Annotated in this window: 13 protein-coding genes; all 13 read right to left on the minus strand. The window is 41.5% G+C overall.

What is annotated here, in order from left to right; genetic code table 11:
* Positions 1–242: 242 nt before the first annotated feature.
* Positions 243–1406 carry a carboxynorspermidine decarboxylase gene (gene nspC, locus Q0486_RS10190; protein WP_299233053.1) on the minus strand — a complete coding sequence of 388 codons (1164 nt, stop codon included), beginning with the start codon at positions 1404–1406 and terminating at the stop codon, positions 243–245.
* Between the two features lie 5 nt (positions 1407–1411).
* Positions 1412–3781 carry a UvrD-helicase domain-containing protein gene (locus Q0486_RS10195; protein WP_299232645.1) on the minus strand — a complete coding sequence of 790 codons (2370 nt, stop codon included), beginning with the start codon at positions 3779–3781 and terminating at the stop codon, positions 1412–1414.
* 76 nt (positions 3782–3857) lie between these two features.
* Positions 3858–4565 carry a response regulator transcription factor gene (locus Q0486_RS10200; protein WP_299232648.1) on the minus strand — a complete coding sequence of 236 codons (708 nt, stop codon included), beginning with the start codon at positions 4563–4565 and terminating at the stop codon, positions 3858–3860.
* Positions 4566–4569: 4 nt separating this feature from the next.
* On the minus strand, positions 4570–5892 hold the full coding sequence (locus tag Q0486_RS10205) for a HAMP domain-containing sensor histidine kinase (protein ID WP_299232651.1): 1323 nt from the start codon (positions 5890–5892) through the stop codon (positions 4570–4572).
* Positions 5893–5944: 52 nt separating this feature from the next.
* Positions 5945–8488, minus strand: a complete 2544-nt coding sequence (locus Q0486_RS10210; protein ID WP_299232654.1) for a carboxypeptidase-like regulatory domain-containing protein — start codon at positions 8486–8488, stop codon at positions 5945–5947.
* A gap of 32 nt (positions 8489–8520) precedes the next feature.
* Positions 8521–9330, minus strand: a complete 810-nt coding sequence (locus Q0486_RS10215) for a GLPGLI family protein (protein WP_299232657.1) — start codon at positions 9328–9330, stop codon at positions 8521–8523.
* A 103-nt stretch (positions 9331–9433) separates the two neighbouring features.
* Positions 9434–10999, minus strand: coding sequence for an ATP-binding protein (locus tag Q0486_RS10220; protein WP_299232660.1), 1566 nt, complete (start codon positions 10997–10999; stop codon positions 9434–9436).
* A gap of 298 nt (positions 11000–11297) precedes the next feature.
* Positions 11298–12662 carry a PFL family protein gene (locus Q0486_RS10225; RefSeq protein ID WP_299232663.1) on the minus strand — a complete coding sequence of 455 codons (1365 nt, stop codon included), beginning with the start codon at positions 12660–12662 and terminating at the stop codon, positions 11298–11300.
* 27 nt (positions 12663–12689) lie between these two features.
* A complete protein-coding gene (locus Q0486_RS10230) occupies positions 12690–12962 on the minus strand; it encodes an ACT domain-containing protein (protein WP_299232666.1) in 273 nt (90 codons plus the stop codon).
* Positions 12963–13051: 89 nt separating this feature from the next.
* Positions 13052–13840: a nucleoside triphosphate pyrophosphohydrolase gene (gene mazG / locus Q0486_RS10235; RefSeq protein WP_299233055.1), complete on the minus strand. Its 789-nt coding sequence runs from the start codon at positions 13838–13840 to the stop codon at positions 13052–13054.
* A 14-nt stretch (positions 13841–13854) separates the two neighbouring features.
* The gene (locus tag Q0486_RS10240) at positions 13855–14757 is read right to left on the minus strand and encodes a LysR substrate-binding domain-containing protein (protein ID WP_299232669.1); all 903 of its coding nucleotides are present in this window, start codon (positions 14755–14757) and stop codon (positions 13855–13857) included.
* Positions 14758–14950: 193 nt separating this feature from the next.
* Positions 14951–15532 (minus strand): DUF6621 family protein, encoded by a 582-nt coding sequence (locus Q0486_RS10245; RefSeq protein ID WP_299232671.1) that lies wholly within the window; start codon positions 15530–15532, stop codon positions 14951–14953.
* Positions 15533–15646: 114 nt separating this feature from the next.
* Positions 15647–17236 carry a sulfatase gene (locus tag Q0486_RS10250; protein ID WP_299232674.1) on the minus strand — a complete coding sequence of 530 codons (1590 nt, stop codon included), beginning with the start codon at positions 17234–17236 and terminating at the stop codon, positions 15647–15649.
* Between the last annotated feature and the right edge of the window lie 3 nt (positions 17237–17239).

Consider the following 17239-nt stretch of genomic DNA (forward strand, 5'->3'; position numbering starts at 1 on the left):
TCGCGACCCTAACCTTGGCAAGGTTATGCTCTACCAACTGAGCTATTTCCGCATTGTTTATTCAATCGTTAGTTGTTTTCCCGATTGCGAGTGCAAAGGTATAGCTTTTTCTGAAACTACCAAAACATTTGAGCACTTTTTTTGAAACTTTTTTCTCAAAAAGTCGCAAGTAGCTGATTTTCAATATATGTAAAAAAACATGGTTTGCAACATTTTTTGAAGCATGTTGCAAACCATTCCTATCAACACATTCTGTCTCTATAATCCTCGTATCTGAAAGTTCTGTATATTTCCAGATTTCCGTCTGTATGAAGTATAGCAATCGAAGGATGATGAATACCGTTGAACATACTTGTCTTCACCATTGTATAGTGAATCATATCCTCAAATACTATTCTTTCGCCCACTGACAATTCATGATCAAACTTCCAGCTGCCCATATAGTCACCGCTCAGACAACTGTTACCTCCCAGCCTATAGACATGCTCTTCCGGAGATGCAGTTTTTACAGCATCCGCAGGAAGCGACTCTGCTCCACGCACTGCAGGCTGATAAGGCATCTCCAGACAGTCAGGCATGTGACATGTAAAACTAACATCCAGTATTGCAGTACGAATTCCCCTGCTTTCCACAACATCAACCACCGAAGCTACAAGCGGACCTGTCTGCCATGCAAAAGCCGATCCTGGTTCAAGGATAATCTGCAGATTAGGATAACGCTGTCTCAATCCCTTCAGAAGACCGATAAGATGATTCACGTCATAATCCTTTCTTGTCATCAGATGGCCACCACCCAGGTTCAACCATTTCAACTGAGGAAACCACTTTGAAAATTTCTTCTCAATATGCTCAAGAGTCCTTTCCAGCTCGTATGAACTTGATTCGCAATGACAGTGACAGTGGAATCCTTCGATACCTTCAGGAAGAACATCAGGAAGCAGATCTGCAGTCACCCCGAAACGTGTACCAGGCGCACATGGATTATAAAGTTCCACCTCCACCTCCGAATACTCCGGATTAACACGTATTCCCAACGAAACATCCTCACCCGATTCTTTCGCCACAGGATAAAAGCGGTTGAACTGCGAAAGCGAGTTAAACGTGATATGACTGCTGTATTTCAGAAAAGCAGGAAAGTTTTCTTCAGTATACGCAGGCGAATACGTATGAGCACGGCTTCCGAACTTCTCAAAAGCCAGACGAGCCTCATATTCAGAACTTGCAGTAGTATAATTGATATACTCTCTGAAGATAGGAAACGACTTCCACATGGCAAAAGCCTTGAAAGCCAGAATAATTTCCACCCCTGCCGATTCAGCTACATTCTTTATCAGACTCAGATTCTTTCTGAGCAATTCCTCTTCCATTACATAGCATGGAGAAGGTACTTTAGTCAAATCCATAATTTTAATTATCCAATAATTTTAAAACGTGCAAATTTCAATAACAGCTGCTTGTCGCCGGCATTCTCAAACTTTACGGTAGCCTTGCAGTTATCGCCACTGCCTTCCAGGCGTACTACCTCTCCCCTGCCGAAACGTTCGTGTTCTATCAGTCGACCTACTTCCACGCCATGCGTATCAGCCTTTCCTGATGAAACGCCCTGACTTATTGAAGAAGCAGAAGATGCAGGAACAATCCTTTTCAGATTCCTTGGCGGCACAGGTTTTACAAACCTTACAGGCTCCTGAGGGATATCGCCACCATCGAACATAGAAGGTCCGTTGCTCCTGTACGAATCAGTCCTCTCATAGTTTCTTTCATAATTACGTTTGGTAAACCCGTCGTCACTGCGCACAGCCGTAAATCCACTATCGGCAGGCATCTTCAGGAACGCCGGATTAATATCCTTAAGGAAACGGCTCGGATTGCAAAACTCAGGCTTGCCATACTTATATCTGTTCTTGGCATAAGAAATGAAACAATTCTCCTCGGCACGGGTTATTGCTACATAAAACAGTCGCCTTTCCTCCTCCAAAGCCCTTGGCGAATCAGAAGACATAGGTCCGGGAAACAAATTCTCTTCCATACCTACTATAAAAACATTCCTGAACTCAAGCCCCTTGGCAGAATGAATAGTCATCAGAGTGACCTTAGGTACACTGTCGTCCTTTTCTCCATCCTGGTCTGTAAGCAACGATACCTCAGAAAGATAATCGGTCAGGAACATCCTTTCGTTACCCTCCTGACGGCGTATGTCACAGAAATCGTACATACCGTTCACCAGTTCGTCTATATTCTCACGCCTGCTCATACCTTCGGGCGAAGTATCCTGTATGATATCCGCCATAATGCCTGACGCTCCTACTATCTCCTTACCCAAATCGTAAGCGTTAGTAGTCTCAACCTTATTTACAAATCCCGCTATTATATCCTTAAAGACCTGCAGTTTTGCATGAGTACCTTTATTTATATTCAGTCCGTAATCAAGAGGCGACGAAATAACCGTCCAAAGACTCACCCCCTCCTGTGCAGCTGTAGCTATAATCTTATTCAGAGTTGTATCGCCTATACCCCTGGCAGGATAGTTTATAACCCTCTTCAGAGCCTCACCGTCATGAGGATTTACCGCCAGACGGAAATATGCTATAACATCTTTTATTTCCTTTCGCTGATAGAAAGACAGACCACCATATATTCTGTATGCCACCGCACGCTTGCGAAGAGCCTCTTCAAAGATTCTACTCTGAGCATTGGTTCTGTACAGAATGGCAAAATCGCTGTATGGCTGTCCGTTCTTTACGTGCATGGAAGTAATCTTGTTTGCAACAATCTCGCCTTCCTCCACATCACTATAGGCACAGGTCACCGTAATAGGTTCTCCCTCAGAATTTTCCGAAAAGACCTCCTTCCTTATCTGCTCGCGGTTCTTCTCTATCAGGCTGTTGGCCGCCTTAACAATCAATTGTGTTGAACGGTAATTCTGTTCCAGTTTGAACAGACGTGCATCGTTATACAACCTCGTAAACTTCAGTATATTGTCAATGTTTGCACCACGGAAAGAATAAATACTCTGTGCGTCGTCACCCACCACACAAACACGCTGATACTTGCTTGTGAGCTGAAGAACTATGCTATGCTGCGCAAAGTTAGTGTCCTGATACTCATCCACCAGAACATACCTGAACCTTTCGGCATACTTGTCGCATATATCCGGATTATTTTTAAACAGAAGATACGTATTCACCAACAGGTCATCGAAATCCATCGCGTCGCTCTGCTTGCAACGTTCGCAATACCTTATATATATATCCCTCATAGCAGGAATCTTCGCCTCCGAGTCACTTCTGAAAAACTCACCGCTGGCAGCGTATGCCTGAGCTGAAATAAGATGATTCTTGGCATTGCTTATCCGCGACTGTATCAATCCCGGTTTATATACCTTCTCGTCAAGGTTCAGTTCTTTCAGAAGGGATTTTATCAGACTCTTTGAGTCAGACGAATCATATATTGTAAAATTCGAAGAATATCCCAACGCATCAGCCTCAGTACGCAATATTCGTGCAAAAACAGAATGGAAAGTACCCATCCACAAATACTTTGCCTTTTCCGTACCAACAGCACGCGCTATACGTTCCTTCATCTCACGTGCCGCCTTGTTAGTAAACGTAAGCGCCAAGATGGACCACGGTTCATAACCATTGTCCAGCAGATATGCTATCTTATACGTAAGCACCCTCGTCTTTCCAGAGCCTGCCCCGGCTATAACCAGCGAAGGCCCGTCATTGTAAAGCACGGCAGCACGCTGGCTTTCGTTGAGTTCATCCAAATAATCTGTCATCTTTTATATAAATGTATAGATAAATCAATAGGAAATTTCAGGTTACAAAGTTATATAAAAGATACGACATTCATAATCATATTTCCATACATTCATCTATAGCAAGTTTATATCCATTCCCCCTTATATTAATAATCTGTACACGTTTATCCTTCGACAAGCGGTGCCGTATCCGCGTTATCAGAACCTGCATACTTCTGGTACAGAAAAAATCATCGTTTCCCCATAATTCCAGCAATACATTCTGCATTGGAACTATAGAACCGAAATTCTGACAGAATCTTTTCAGGACCTCTGTCTCTCTATTTGGAAGTTGCTCTGTTTCACCAGTAGGTATATATAAAAGAATCCCCTTGTCAGCATCAAACTCATAATCTCCAATATTAAATATCCACTGTTCCGATTCTTCTTTTGAAGAAACACGTCCAGAAAGAGCTTTTATGCGTACTATAAGTTCTTTCATGGCAAACGGCTTACGGATATAGTCGTTGGCACCTGTTTCAAATCCTGCCACTACATCGTCCACCTCTGTTTTTGCCGTCAGAAAGATTACAGGTGTAGTCTGGTCTGTTTTTCGTATTCTTTGTACCACTTCCAGTCCCGATATTTTCGGCATCATTATATCCGAAATCAGGACATCGGGTTTTGATTCAAAGAAAAGTTTCAGTCCCTCCTCACCATCGTATGCAAGACAGACGTCGAATCCAACACTTTCCAGTGTATCTTTTATTATCTTCGCCAAAGTTATTTCATCTTCAATAAGCAATACTTTTATCTTTCCCATACCATTAAATTTCAATTGTAAATGTACTTCCCTCTCCCGGAGTACTCGTTAATGAAATCCGTCCTCCATGTCTTTCCACAATCGTTTTTGCAAAATAAAGGCCTATACCATATCCTTTCACTTCATGTACATCACCATGAGGAACACGATAGAATTTCTCAAATACATGTTTCTGTTGTTCCGGAGCTATTCCAATCCCGTTGTCCGATACTGAAATAAATAACTTATCTGATTTTCTGATTGCCTTGAGCAATATCCTCACCGGTTCACCTGAATACTTTACCGCATTATCGACTAAAGTAGAAACCACGCTCGACATCAGTTTTGCATCGAATACAGCAGTCAGATTTTCATCGGCCTCTATCTGTATATCACAGGCTTTTGTAGTACGTAACCTGGTTTCCTGTGCTATTTTCCCAAACATATCTCTAATATTTGTCTCCGATACGTCCAGCCGGAAATTACCTCTTTCCTTCATTGACATCGACAGGATACGTTCCACAAGGGCACTCAGTTTTTCCAGCTGTTCCTTTGTGTCAAGCAGGTATTCCTCCCTTTTTACAGGATTGTCTCCCAAGCCATAATTCAGCAATGCATCATTTGCCGCGTATGCCACTGCAATAGGAGTCTTCAGTTCGTGAGTGATATTGCTTGTAAAACTGCTTTTCATCCCGTCCAGTTCCATCTGCTTTTTCAGAGTACTTATGAAAAACCAGAAAGAGAATATCACTATGACGACAACCATCAACGAAGTGATTATAATGCCGGACATATTCAACAGTATATATCCGGTCATCAGCCCAGTATCAAATGAATAAGGTGTTTTACCAAAAGTTGATTTAACTATGATATATCCATTTCGAACAACAGAATCGGGATTTACATTAGATACAAACTCCTGTGTATCCAGCGGACGGAAGATTTCATCTATACCAGCCTCCTTAAAATTCTGAAAAAGTATGGAATCCATCATTTCATTAAATTCCGGAGAAGTCACTGAAGATGCCACCTGTTTATTAAAGTCGTCACGCCTATATACACTTATTGACCTTATTTTATTATCAAAAGAAGAGTCTCTTTTTATTGATACAATCTTCGACAAATTATCAGGACTCAAAAATGCTATGGAGTCTGCCAGTTGCTCTCGTTTTAACTGAAACGAATAAGCTGTTAGCTCAGACTTGGAAATCAATGAACTGATTTGTACCTCCAAAGATTTTCGTTGAGACTTGTAAAGCCCCGAAAGCCAATACCCCTCATAAGCAGTAATCATGACAACTGAAATTACCGTAATAATCAGGAATCTATGTTTATTGTCAATCTTCATACCAAATAAATCCGTTTAACAGAACAAAAGTAATAGTTTTAAGGCAATATAATCACAAATCCACACTCAACTTCATGAGATATTCACGTGGTCTGAGTCGGGTCATAGAGTAAAAACGGGTGATTGAACTTACATTAACCTGCTCATAAACAGAATTGCCGATAATATTGTCTGCCACAAGCGACAATTCCCACTTCTTTGATTTATACCCTATTGAAATATCACAGAAACAGTTCACACCAAAAGATTTTTCATTGCTGTGATATATTTCATTATTCAGCGAAAACATCCATCCGCCTGCGGGATTGAAATTTATCCCAAGCGAGTGTGACCAGTCAATTACACCACTTTCATTGTATGGAGCTGTTTTTTCCAATCTATTGCATATCATCATTTTTGACTTACCCTGTATTGATATACCTTTCACAGGATTCAATGAATAATCAAACGACGCATTATACACATTCATCCTGTTTTTAGCCAACACTCCGGAAACCAACATCTGCGATTCGGATGAGTTTACTCCCACTCCAATCCCAAGAGAGGTATTTGCCCAAAAGAAATTCTTGGCTATACGTCCGTCAACTATATATGCATCAGTACTATAACGCCCGGATGTAGCCACCATATTATACACTCCGGAATCCAGCTCTCCACTATACAGAATGTTACCTTTATTATGAATATACACAGGTCGCAGATAGGCGAACAGACCGTAAAGAGGATTACGATAAGTAAACGAAGCGCTCAGAGAATGTGCAAATTGGGTTTCAGGCTCTCCTATTCCTACAGTACATTGAGCATACGAAATGAAAAGAGGTTCTGTAACAAGTTTCTTTGCATCATACGGATCAGCCGTCAGACGGTAATCAAGAATAAGTTTCGATGTGGGAGACATTTCCCATCTCCAGTTCAGATTAGGCTCAATCCAGAAGTCTGAAGAACGAAGCTTATCAGTACCCTCATTCCCCGAATTATCCAATAACTGATTCACATAGCTTACCTTGGCTTTTGCCGTTATCTCATGCCCCTTATGTTTCAGACTCACAGACGGACTCCAATATAGCTGTTGAAGTTTCCAGTCAGTACTGTTTATCTTCTGATAACGGCTGTCAAAGCCCATCATATTATCAAAATACAATGCTCCGAACTTCTTTTTATACTGCATATAATTTTTCGAAGAGAATAAATCCATATCAAGCAACTGCCTGCTACCGTTTATCGTGAGCAACTGTCCCGGCAAACGGGTATAACCGGTAGAAGAATTAAACAGAATGACATTGCCCCCTGCCGTAGTATGCGACAACATTAAATCTTCCGAAACCATACGTTTATAAGGTTTGACCGAAAGAGCGGTAAGCCTGTCGTTATAAAGCATATTGCCCTGACTTACATTCCAGTCGGAATACACTTTTGAAATGCTTTTCAGATATGTCCTTTCCTTATTCAGCGTATATGTTATTTCTCCCTTTGCCTCCTTTCGTCTGCTTTCCACATTCCAATCCTCCGTAATTACCGGCGAACCGTCCAAATCCAGATATGTAGTAGTACTCTTTCTCAGTTGTTCCTCACTGTCAAACAGTCCGCTTGCCTGTATTCTCAGGTCTGAATCTTTTCCAGTCCTCCACAGCCAGTTACCGGAAAGAAGATGACTTTTATTGAATGTATATCTTTCGGCATCAAAGGCAGGACCGCCCAAATCGAGCAAACTGATAATATTCGACTCTCCACGATATTCCAACAAGTCGGAAAGGCTTAAAATCTCATCTGCAATATTCGTCCCTGTATTTGCATTTTTATAAAGCAATAATGTCTGGAAATTCTTCTTGAAATTCATCCCCATCAGACGGTTCTCGTAAAGGAAGCCATCACTCTTTTCCGCCAATCCCAATCCTATATCAGCCAAACCCGTCCAGACAGACTTGGTATCATCTTTAAGAACTATATTCAAGGCTGCTTTATCACTGAACTCAATATCACGCAATGACCTTACAGCCTGATGATTTTCCAAGACCTGAACACTCTCCACCTTGTCTGCCGATATATTATTGCTGGCCTGGGCATATTGGCTTCCCATCAGATCAAGCCCCTCGATGTAAAAATGATTTATCGACTTTCCCTGATAGGATATACTGCCGTTAGGCTTTACTTCCAGACCTGGCATTTTCCTTATCACATCGGCTATACTGCGGTCCTGTATCTGCTTGAAGCCTGCCACGGAATATGTCAGAGTATCCCCACTCTCACTTATACGTTCGGCTTTCACAGAAACCTCACACAGCTGAAAGCTTGTCTCTTTCATCCTGACAACAACCTTATTTACCGCAGGATTATACTTCACTGTCTTTGTTTCATACCCCAGAAAGCTGAATCTGATATATGCAATTCCACCTACGGGTTTAAGAGTAAAGTAACCCTCAGCATCCGAAATGGCATAACAAAGTTGCTTGCCGGATTCATTATAAGCCACAATATTCACTCCATACATTCCTTTTTCGGATGTATCAACCACCCTACCAGAGAAAATGGCAGAAGATTGCGCAGGCAGAAATAAAGAAACAGCAAGAGAGAAACACAATAGAATGATTCTTACCATAACCATACGAACTATGTATTTTTCAAATCATATTATTCCAAGTCAAGATAATTACTTGTTGGCTTGACTGTATTAGTAATATCTTTACCGTTGATATCAACAGCCTTTACCAGGTTGATACCCAATTCTTTTACCGCTTCTCCATAAGTCTTCCCTTCCTCGGATTTTCTCAGTTTCAGAAATTTCGAACGTGAACACTTCAGAGCCTTGTCCTTTTCGAACAACTCTATTCTGGCATCAGAAACATTCTGTTCCAGACCTACCGCAACAAAATGAAAAAGATTGTCAGCATCGCATGCCTCAAGAATAACACCAGGCAAACCTTTCAGAACATAAGGACCTGCCGAAACAGGGATATCGGGTGTGTACCACACAGTCCATGTTCTGCCATAAACTGTCGCTACGGCCTTCTTGCACTGATAATAACAAATCGTTTTGGTACTGTCTGATAATTCCCACTCCATTTGCGGAAGTTTCTCTGTGTATATAAACTTATTTGTCTTGATATACCTCATATAGGTATATTCATCAGACGATGGCGCACCCGTAAGAACTTCAAGAGAGTTCTTGTTTCCATACTTTTTATTTGCATTCTGTGCCCTCACCAAGGCTGTTGCAATATCCGTTTCTTTGGATATATTATCATATTCCGACGCCCATGCCCTGTTATTCGGGTTGTAGAAAACGGATTGGGTTTTGCCTACATCAAGAAACCATCTGTAGGTCTTGCGTGTTTTACTGTACAAAGCATCACAATCGTATGTGACGCGAAACAAGGCTGTTTCCTGCGCATTCAGCACAACAGCCGAAAGAAATAGAATAAAGGTAATAATCTTTCTCATAAATACATTCATTTAATGTTTATATGACAAAGATCGTATGTTGGAATCAGATTTGCGGTTAACTCATAGCTAACACTCGGTTAACTAGAGTTAACTGAATCCTCTACTCTACCTTCCACTCCTCTATAGTCCCTGTCTCTGACGAGAACACAGCACCTATCTTATATACTCTACGGCAGTCAGACTCATATTCACGGACATAACCCTTCTCGTCTATCTGACGCATAGCCTCATCGGCAGTTCCGTCAAGCTTGAATTCAAAAATATATACATAACCCGTAGTTTCCACGATACAGTCCACACGGCCATGGCTCTGTACCTTCTCTGTATAGACTGTATAGACACTGATAAGGCGCATTATAAGATAGAATGTATAGTGGAAATATCTTTCCTTTTCACGCTCGTTCTCTTTGCGTCGCATTGTATAGGGAATACTTGCAAGGAAAGCAGTCATACCGGTACGGAAATCGTCTATCTCACCTTTTTTCAATTGTGAGACCGCTTTCCTTATCCATGATGCAGTCTCCATTTTATCGCCAAAATAGGATGAAGCCACCATCGTAAGAAACCCACGTTTTACCTCATTGTTTGGGAAATCAAGCAGGAAAGTCATTTCTTCCAAATCGAATTTCTTTATAGTGAGATAGCCGCTCTGATATATCATAGGCAATGGCTGCTCAACATTTGCTTTGTAGTCTATAAATTCTTCAGGAAAATAATACTTCCCTGTTATCTCGTTCATATTCTCATCTGAATGCGACAACAGGCGGATAAGATATGTCGGAGTACCACTCTTGAACCAATAATCATTCATTTCACCTGAATCGAATGCATTAAGCAGACTGAAAGGATTATACACATCTGTCATTCTTTTACTGAAATGATAACCGTCATACTGCGATTTCAGTTTATTCATCATTTCATCATACGAACAACTGTATTCATCAGCCATCTGTTCTATAGGCTCTCTGAAATAACTCTCAAGTTCCTCCTGAGATATACCGCAAAGTGTCTCATACTTTGCATGCATACTTATATCCTTAGGCTGATTGAATCCGCTGAAAACACTCACCTGCGAGAACTTGGTTACCCCTGTCAGGAATACGAACTGAAGGTATTCATCGGCTCCCTTGAAAGTGGAATAAAAACCTTTCAGGATGTTGCGATGTTCTTCCTCCAAATCTTTGTCATAATCCAGAACATCAAGAACAGGCTTGTCATACTCGTCAATAAGTACCACTGCACGGAGACCGTTTTTTTTATAGGCTGCCTCGAGTATTCTCTTGAACCTGAAACCCAGATTAAGTTCTTCTTCGCCATTTTCTATTTCGTACAGTTTCTCCCAATCTGTGATATAGCTTAGGATAGCACTTCTCAATGCGCCTTTGATTGTATATTCCCCACCATTGAAATCAATATGAAATACCGGATATACCTTCCAGTCCTTCTCCAGCGCATCAATCTTCAATCCCCTGAAAAGCTCCATTCTGCCAAGGAAATAGTTCTTCAGTGTCGATACAAGAAGACTCTTACCGAAACGGCGCGGACGGCTTAGGAAATATATTGAACCTTCCTGCACTAAGCTATATACCATATCAGTCTTATCGACATAAACATAATTGTCCTCTATTATACGGTCAAAACTCTGTATTCCTATAGGGTATTTCATGCAATTCAATTAATAATTAATAATTAAAAATGGACAAAGGCAATTTTGTGAGTGTCGCACGTCTTTTACAAAGATAGTGAAAGTTGAGAGCAGAGACAAATGAAAAATAAAGTTTTTCAAATTCAGACTATGCAGAAAGGCATCGTAGCTTATCAAAAGATAGCGCAAACAGAGTGAAGTACAAAGCGAAAACGAGGTTTTCAGACTTTTAAATCCGAGGTGAAGCCTGAATATAAAAAAAATAACGAGTCATCCTCTTAAAGAGAAAGACTCGTCATATATAAAAAACAATTTCTTTTTAATTCTTGAAACTATGTATCGGAGCAGGAATTCTTCCTCCTCTGTTTACGAAAGCATCGCAACTGAAACGGTTGACAGGCATAACCGGAGCATAACCCAAAAGACCTCCGAACTCTACTGTTTCGCCCACTGTCTTTCCCACTACAGGAATGACACGTACCGCTGTTGTCTTCTGGTTTATCATTCCTATGGCAGCCTCATCGGCTATCATACCTGCAATAGATGTAGCCGGTGTATCACCTGGAATTGCTATCATGTCAAGTCCCACAGAGCATACACATGTCATGGCTTCCAGTTTCTCTATTGTAAGGGCTCCTGCCACTACAGCATCAATCATTCCCTGGTCTTCACTGACTGGAATAAATGCTCCACTAAGACCTCCTACGTATGATGACGCCATCACACCGCCTTTCTTAACCTGATCGTTAAGCAATGCAAGGGCTGCTGTAGTTCCCGGTGCACCCGGATACTCAAGACCGATCTCCTGAAGGATTTCAGCAACACTGTCGCCAACAGCCGGTGTAGGTGCCAGCGAAAGGTCGATAATACCGAAAGGAATACCAAGACGATGAGACGCCTCCTGTGCTACAAGCTGACCTACACGTGTAATCTTGAATGCTGTACGCTTGATTGTCTCGCAAAGGACTTCGAAACTTGCTCCACGTATCTGCTCGAGTGCATATTTCACTACTCCCGGGCCACTTACTCCCACGTTTATAACGGCATCGTCTTCAGATACTCCGTGGAATGCACCTGCCATGAACGGATTATCGTCAGGAGCATTGCAGAGAACTACCAGTTTGGCACAACCCAGAGAGTCACGGTCTTTTGTCATCTCTGCAGTTTCCTTTATGATATCACCCATAAGACGCACAGCATCCATATTGAGTCCAGTCTTTGTAGAACCTACATTAACGGAACTGCATATTCTCTCAGTACATGCCAGTGCCTTAGGAATAGAACGGATGAACAGTTCATCGCTATGGCTCATACCCTTCGATACGATAGCTGAGTAACCTCCTATGAAGTTCACTCCCAATTCGGCAGCCACACGGTCCAGAGTCTGAGCTATCTTTACATAATCATCGGAAGTCTTGCATGCTGCTCCCCCTACAAGGGCTATAGGAGTGATGGAAATACGTTTGTTCACGATAGGAATACCGAATTCCTTTGATATTTCCTCGCCTGTACTTACCAGCTTACCGGCAAGACGTGTTATCTTGTTGTATATATTCTGACAAAGGACATCAAGATTGCCGTCGGCACAATCAAGAAGGTTGATACCCATAGTGATGGTGCGGACATCAAGATTTTCCTTTTCAATCATTTTGTTGGTTTCAATAACCTCGGATATATTTATCATGAGTTTGTAAGTTTTTGAGTTTATGAGTTAGATACGATGCATCTTATCAAAAATTTCCTCTCTCTGACATTTCACCTGCACTCCCATTGTCTCTCCAAGACTTGACATTTCTGTAGCAATCTGTTCGAAAGGTTTTTCAATAGATGACATATCAACAATCATCATCATATTGAAATATTCCTGAACGATAGTCTGTGAAATGTCGAGTATGTTTACATTGTTTTCTGCCAGATATGTACACACTTTGGCAATGATACCTATAGTATCTTTTCCCACTACTGTGATAATTGATTTATTCATCTTTAATTGATTTTAATAACTAATTTGTCGGCAAAGATAGTTAATTGATTTCAAAATGAAAGAGTTTCAATCTAAAATATCACAAAAATCTACAAGCCTTTACTTTTGGCCTCATTCCATAACTCGTCCATCTCATTGAGTGTCATATCATTGAGGTTTCTTCCGGCCTTGATAGTGTGTTCCTCCAGATAGTTGAATCGGCGGATGAATTTCTGGTTGGTATGCTCCAGGGCATTATCGGGATTTATCTTGTATAATCTGGCTGCATTAATCAGACTGAACATCACATCACCAAATTCGGCTTCGGCTTTCTCCTTATCCATATTGCCGACCTCAGACTCAAACTCGGTGATTTCTTCCTTCACCTTTTTCCATACATCTTCCCTGTCTTCCCAGTCGAAACCTACATTGCGTGCCTTATCCTGTATGCGGTATGCCTTGATCAGTGAAGGAAGGGCAGCAGGCACTCCGCTCAATACGGATTTGTTTCCATCCTTTTCCTTAAGCTTTATCTGTTCCCAGTTTTCTGAAACTTTCTCGGCTGTATCCGCTTTAACCTCTCCAAACACGTGCGGATGACGGAATATTAGTTTGTCGCATAGTTTGTCGCACACATCCTTTATATCGAAATCGCCGGTCTCACTACCTATCTTTGCATAGAACACGACATGAAGCAGTACATCACCCAGTTCCTTACAAATGTTCTTCTTATCATTCTGAATCAAAGCGTCGCAAAGTTCATAAACTTCTTCTATTGTATTGGGGCGAAGACTTTCGTTTGTCTGCTTTCGGTCCCACGGACATTTTTCACGCAATTCGTCCAGCACATCAAGCAGACGGCCGAACGATTTCATCTGTTCTTCTCTTGTACTCATTATTATATATTGTATTGTTATTTGTTTTCTTTACCAAGACTGCTGCGTACAAAACGCATAAACAACTGTGCAGCCTCAATCTCCTGACCTTGTGCTGACACAAAGCAGAAATGACGTGTAAACTGAAGTCCTGACACGTCAATCACCCGGAACACTCCTTCTCCCAACTCCTTCACCAAGGCAGCTATCGAAATTATTCCCATGCAATCGCTGCATGCCAGAAAAGACTTGATACTTTCAGTACTTCCCAAATGCATTCTCACATTGAGCGACGATAGTTTCAGACCTTCCTCGGCAAGGACTGTCTCGATTGCATCAAGTGTACCCGAACCTCTTTCTCTCAGGACAAGTGGGATCTTGCAGAACTCTTCAAGGGTTATTTCCTCTACATCGGCAGGAAATGCTGACGAACGTACAACCGGAACAAGTTCATCACAGAGAAACGCTTCGTATTTCAGATTTGGAGTACGGAACACTCCTTCCACCATACCAAGATCTATAGTATGTTCCGACACGGCATTCTCCACATTACGTGAATTGGTATCTATAAGCGACACTTTTATCTGAGGATATTTCTCAGTAAACTTAGCAAGTATCGGAGGAAGGATATATTGGGCTATTGTAGTACTTGCCCCAAGACGGAGTTCTCCCGCATATTCGTTATTAAGCAGATGCATGTCGTATTCCATCTTGCGATACTCCGTAAGGATACGCTCACAATGCTCCATCATCACCTTTCCTGCTTCGGTCAGGGTTATCTTATTGTTCATGCGATTGAACAAACGAACATGATACATGCTTTCCAGTTCGTGCACATGTTTTGTAACTGCCGGCTGACTGACAAACAGCTCCTGCGAAGCCTTCGTGAAACTAAGGTTCTTCGCCACACTATAAAATACTTTTAGACGGAAATCGGACATGGCTATTATATTGATCTACGGCATTAAATGGTGTTTAAATACCGTTTAAACGATATTAAAATGCTGTTTAAATATTCATATATTTTCTGATGTCGACTGTAGTGAGCAGAGCTGCCGACTATAGTGGGCAAAGGTGTCGACTATGGTCAGCAGTGCTGTCGACTATAGTCAGCACCAAAAAAATACATAGACGTTACAGTTCTTCCGCTTTTATACCTAATGACTGAAGAACAGCAAAACCTAACATCTCAAATGAATATGAAGCCTCATCCTTGGGAGGATTCATTCCGAAAAGTGTAACGCTGTCTTTTCCTTTTATCTTGTTGAGTGTAGAATGAGTTTTCTGCTGATAAGAGTCTTCATCAGCAACCGCTATAACACGCTTCACATCCTTGGATTCTCCTGCAAGCATCAGGGCCTCGTTGAACAATTCCTCACATGTCGCCATATCCGACGGCTGGAAAGAATAGATGGAAAATTCGCCAAGCTGACTCTTGAAGGCTACATTATTTAATTCTTTATCCAAATCGGAAGGGGTGCAGAACGACATACGAGGTTCTGCAGAATCATATATAAAAATAACCTGAACGGCATTATCTCCTAACACTACTCCTGCATCAAGCGCCAGGCATTCAAGCAATGCGGCAAGATCTGCCTTGGGCAATTCTCTATTCAATATAGGCGAAAAATGTTCAGCCATATCACGACCTACCCTATCAAGATATGATGCGTCGATGAGCATCACGTTTGGTGCAAATTCTATTTTCTTTTCCATAATAATCAAATTGTCGGGTAAAGATACGAAAACTTTAAAGACAAAAGAAATCACCCTTAACACTTTTTAGTATCAAGGGTGATTTCTAGCTCTATGGGAATTAATAAACTATATTTAATCCACCGTTGTCATACTTTTCCACCAGTCCGCATTTGGCTGCCAATCTTTCTGAAGCATTTTTTTTCTATTCTTCTCTTGTACATCCAATGTCTTTGTTCGCCAATTTTTCTTGACTTCAGCCTCTTTTTGTGGGTCGTACAATGGATCTGCAACCGGTTTACGCGCATCCACCTCGTCAAGCCATGCCATAAGTTCACCTTCCAGTTCTTTTACCTTATCTGGATACTGAATATTTAAAGGTTCACTCTCTGACAAATCCATAACTAGATTATACAATTCGCTATGATTACTTTCATAATAATAAATCAGTTTCCAGTCACCTTTACGGATAATAGACGAAGGCTCACCTCCCTGATTTCCATAATGAGGGTAATGCCAGAATAAGGAACGTTCAGGTTTTACACCACTTTTCAGAACTGGCATTATACTGATACCGTCCTTATGCTGCTCAGGATGCATTTTTAAACCTGCATAGTCCAATATTGTTGGATAAAAATCTGTACCAATAATAGGTACATCACATACACTGCCCGCATTACAGCCTTTAAAATACATCAGGGCAGGTACACGTATTCCTCCTTCCCACTGGCGTCCTTTGCCGCCACGCAAAGGAAGTTGCGACGAAGAATATGCGTCACCCGAAGTCACACCACCATTATCGCTGGTAAAAATCACCAGTGTATTTTCCTCAAGGCCAAGTTTCTTCAATTCATCCAACACTATGCCAATGGCATCGTCCATCTCTTTGATTACACCGGCATAAACCGGATTATCTTGAACCTGACGTACCGGTAATGTACGATCTACCTCGAATGCCTTGTACGCAATACCCATTTTTTCTGCTTTGTCTCTGAAATAAGACCAGTTTTCTTTTGTTGTCTGAAGTGGGGCATGAACAGCATAGAAAGACAAATATGCAAAGAACGGTTTATCCTTATGCTTCTTATTGTGTTCACGGATGAAATTCACAGTCTCATTACCCAACCTGATAGAAAGATTCTCCCCTGCAGGACCGTCTTCAAGTTTAGGATTCTTATAAGGTGAAAAATACCCTCCGGTAGGACTTCCGGCACTCCACCCACCTTTATTAATCATAAAACCATGATCTTCAGGCCATGAGCCCTCTTCTCCAATATGCCATTTGCCTGCAATAAAAGTTGTATATCCGTTATCACGAAGACATTCGGCTATTGTATATTCTTCAGCAGGCAATTTCCACGCATAATCAGCCGGCAGTAACTTACTGTGGCGGTTCATTTTACGCCAGTCCTCGCCAGACATCTCTCCTATCCAGTTTGTCACTCCATGACGTGGAGTATATTTTCCTGTCATTATGCTTGCACGTGAAGGACTGGAGACCTGGCACGCCGAATAAGCATTCGTAAACTTTACTCCTTCCGAAGCCAACCGATCCAAATTTGGTGTCTCGTAATATTTACTACCCATACATCCCAAATCCATCCAACCATAATCATCAGCCAAGATAAAAAGCACATTAGGATGTTTCGGCTTTTTAGCCTCAACTTGTGATGATGCAGCCAATAATGCCGCAGTCATCAATACTCCATTGACAATTCTTTCCATGAT

Source organism: uncultured Bacteroides sp. (genome assembly GCF_937912035.1).
Taxonomy (GTDB): domain Bacteria; phylum Bacteroidota; class Bacteroidia; order Bacteroidales; family Bacteroidaceae; genus Phocaeicola.